Annotated in this window: 3 protein-coding genes and 2 pseudogenes; 2 read left to right on the top strand and 3 right to left on the bottom strand. The window is 63.2% G+C overall.

Annotated elements, in window-relative coordinates; genetic code table 11:
- Window positions 1–168 (top strand): annotated as a pseudogene (locus EN935_RS30415) (NAD(P)-dependent oxidoreductase); the annotation flags it as partial.
- A gap of 25 nt (window positions 169–193) precedes the next feature.
- Here the strand turns inward: EN935_RS30415 and EN935_RS30410 are convergent.
- Window positions 194–976 (bottom strand): hypothetical protein, encoded by a 783-nt coding sequence (locus tag EN935_RS30410; protein WP_127265703.1) that lies wholly within the window; start codon window positions 974–976, stop codon window positions 194–196.
- 228 nt (window positions 977–1,204) lie between these two features.
- Here EN935_RS30410 and EN935_RS30405 point away from each other — a divergent pair, with 228 nt between their 5' ends.
- Window positions 1,205–1,987, top strand: coding sequence for a DeoR/GlpR family DNA-binding transcription regulator (locus EN935_RS30405; protein WP_109658656.1), 783 nt, complete (start codon window positions 1,205–1,207; stop codon window positions 1,985–1,987).
- Window positions 1,988–1,989: 2 nt separating this feature from the next.
- Here the strand turns inward: EN935_RS30405 and EN935_RS30400 are convergent, their stop codons facing one another.
- Window positions 1,990–2,496, bottom strand: a complete 507-nt coding sequence (locus EN935_RS30400; RefSeq protein WP_127265704.1) for an L-2-amino-thiazoline-4-carboxylic acid hydrolase — start codon at window positions 2,494–2,496, stop codon at window positions 1,990–1,992.
- Window positions 2,493–2,642 (bottom strand): annotated as a pseudogene (locus EN935_RS42365) (peptide ABC transporter ATP-binding protein); the annotation flags it as partial. The pseudogene EN935_RS42365 and the gene EN935_RS30400, both read right to left, overlap by 4 nt.

The following is a 2,642-nucleotide window of genomic DNA, read 5'->3' as shown; positions in this document are numbered from 1 at the left end:
GCCATGTTCGTTCCGGGCGAACGCACCGGAAAATTCCGCCTCGGCAAGGACACGCTTCTCGCCTCGGACAAGGGCAGCAGCATTTCCTTCGAGGACTACGCTATCGTCATGGTCGATGAGATCGAGAAGCCGGCCCACATCAGGCAGCGCTTTACCGTCGGCTATTGAGTGGGCGAGTGGTGGCGGCCGAGCCTCAATCGAGGCCGGCCGACGCCAGCCGCATCAGCGCTTCGCGGACGCCGGCGCGCCGGTAGGTCTCGGTGACGAGGCCGTCCTGTCTCAGCGCCTCGCGGCGGCGTTCGACAAAGGCGCGTTCCTCGCTGGTCAGGTCGTGCTCTCGCTTGCGCAGCCATTCCTGGTAGGACGGATCGACTTCCTGACCGGCTTGGCTGCCGTCGAAACCGAAGCCGGCCGGTTGTCGGTAATAGCGGGGCCGCAAGGCGCTGTTGGGGTTGTATTCAGTTCGCCTGTCGTTGCCTGAAATGACGAGGTCGGGATCCGAAACCCGGCCCGACGGGCTGTAGACGAATGCCGACACAATCCGGTCGAGCGCCGCGTCGACTTCCTTCGGCCGGTGCACGACTTCTTGTGGCTGGCGATCGGGGACGGCAAGCCGGGTGATGCCACGATCGTTGATGGCGTCGAGCACCTCACGGTGATCGCGCGAGGTGATGACCTCGCGCCGGGCCGGCCAGAAATCATAGGGCGCATGCGCGCCATAGCCCTTGCCGATGTGGAAGGCATAGATTTCCGGATAGACCGTCAATTCGGTGCGGCGGCTTGGCTTGACGTCGTAGAACGAGGTGATGGCGATCTGCAGCAGATGGGTCGCGCCGATGCCGCCAAGCGCGTCGTCGATCACCAGGCCGAAACGGTCATGCGGGTTCCAGTCCGGCAAGGCCTCGGCGATCGAAGCGGGCTTGCCGTCGATCTCGACATCGAACATGTTCGCTTTCAACAATGTCACGACATGCATTGGGCTCTCCTGACGGCCGTCTTTCGATTCGACAAGGCTTCCGATTCGCCAAGTCTTCATCAGACCAGCCATGAACACGCTTGTCAGCCCATATCGGGTTTGGCCCCCTCCTTCCGCACCGGTGCCCGTATCGCTCTAACTCTTTGTTTTGACACAATTCCGGACAGAAAACCGTTTCACACTTTTCCTGGAATTGTTCTAATGTCCTCGACTCGCGGAGGATTGATCATGGAGCATAGCCGGCTGTCGAAGAAGGAGCGGCATGAGCTCATCCTGTCGGAAGTGCGCCGGTCGGCCTCGATCCGTATCTCCAGGCTCGCCATACGCCTTGGCGTCGCCGGCGAGACGATCCGTCGCGACCTTATCGAGCTTGGCGATGCGGGGCTGCTCAACCGAACCTATGGTGGCGCAACGATCTCGCTTGTGACATCCGAGCCGGTGATTGCCGAGCGCAGCCAGACCATGGTCGAGGAGCGTACCCGGATCGGGCGTGGCGCGGCCGGACTGGTCAAGAAAGGCCAGATCGTGATGATCGACGGAGGCTCGACAACCTACGAGGTGGCGCGCAATCTCTCGCAGTTGAGGCGCGACCTGACCGTCATCACCAACTCCATCGGGGTGGCCTCGGTAGCCGGCGCCAATCCGACTTTCCGGGTTGTCCTCTGCCCCGGCACCTATGACAGCCGCGAAGCCAGCGTGTTCGGCGAGGATACGGTCGAATTCATCAGGCGCTACAATGCCGACATTGCCATCATCGGCGCCTCAAGCCTGTCCGCGGATGGGCCCAGCGACATGATCTCGGGAGCAGCGGCGGTCAAGCGGGCGATGATCTCGAGAACGTTGTCGACAGCGCTGGTGGTGACCAACGACAAGTTCGGCCGCAACAGCCTCGAGCGCGTGTGCGGCCTCGGCGAGCTTTCCGACATCGTCACCGATCGCGAGCCGCAGCCGGCGCTGCGCGCCGTCATTGAAGCGGGCGGAACGGAACTTCACGTCTTTGGCGGCGGCTGAGCCTATCCGGCATCCCGGTTTGTCAGCGCGATATGACAACAGCCGGAGCCATGGCCCGGAGTCCAGGTGACATTGTCGAAACGCACGCCGGTCGCCTCGAACAGGCCTCGGTCGAAGGCGCCGGCAATGCGGCAGAGCGTGGCGAGTTTCTCATCTCCGACGCCGGCCTCGACCCAGGCGTCTTTCAGCGGGCAGCGTTTCACCTTGAAGGCGATATGGTCGTCGCCGCGTTCGACATCGGCCGGATACATCAGGCCGCCATCCGGGCTGACCGCCAGGAAGGCCTCGCCGATCGCGCGAGCGTCGTTAGCGCCGAAGCTGGCGAAAGCGACCGCCGCGACTTCCTTGCCGCGCTGTTCGATGGCGCGGATCATGATCGCCTCGGCCTGTTTGGCGCCCAGCTTCCCGGTCAGTTCTTCGAGGAACAGGCGGTATAGATCGGCTCGGTTGCGAAAAGCGGAATCGAGTTCGCGCGACAGTTTCTCGGCTCTGGCTTCGGAGTCGGTCATGATGCGTCTTGTGTGGTCCGGTTCAATCTCGGTGCGGCCGCCACCAGCGCCTTGCCGATGGCTGATTGCGGCGCGTCGATGACGGCGCAGGCATCGCCACTCTCGGCAATCCGCCCGGCATCGAGAAGGACGACGCGGTGGGCGAT

It is taken from the genome of Mesorhizobium sp. M7D.F.Ca.US.004.03.1.1, from assembly GCF_003998635.1.
GTDB classification, from domain to species: Bacteria; Pseudomonadota; Alphaproteobacteria; order Rhizobiales; family Rhizobiaceae; genus Mesorhizobium; species Mesorhizobium loti.
This window is presented reverse-complemented; position numbering and strand designations above follow the sequence as displayed.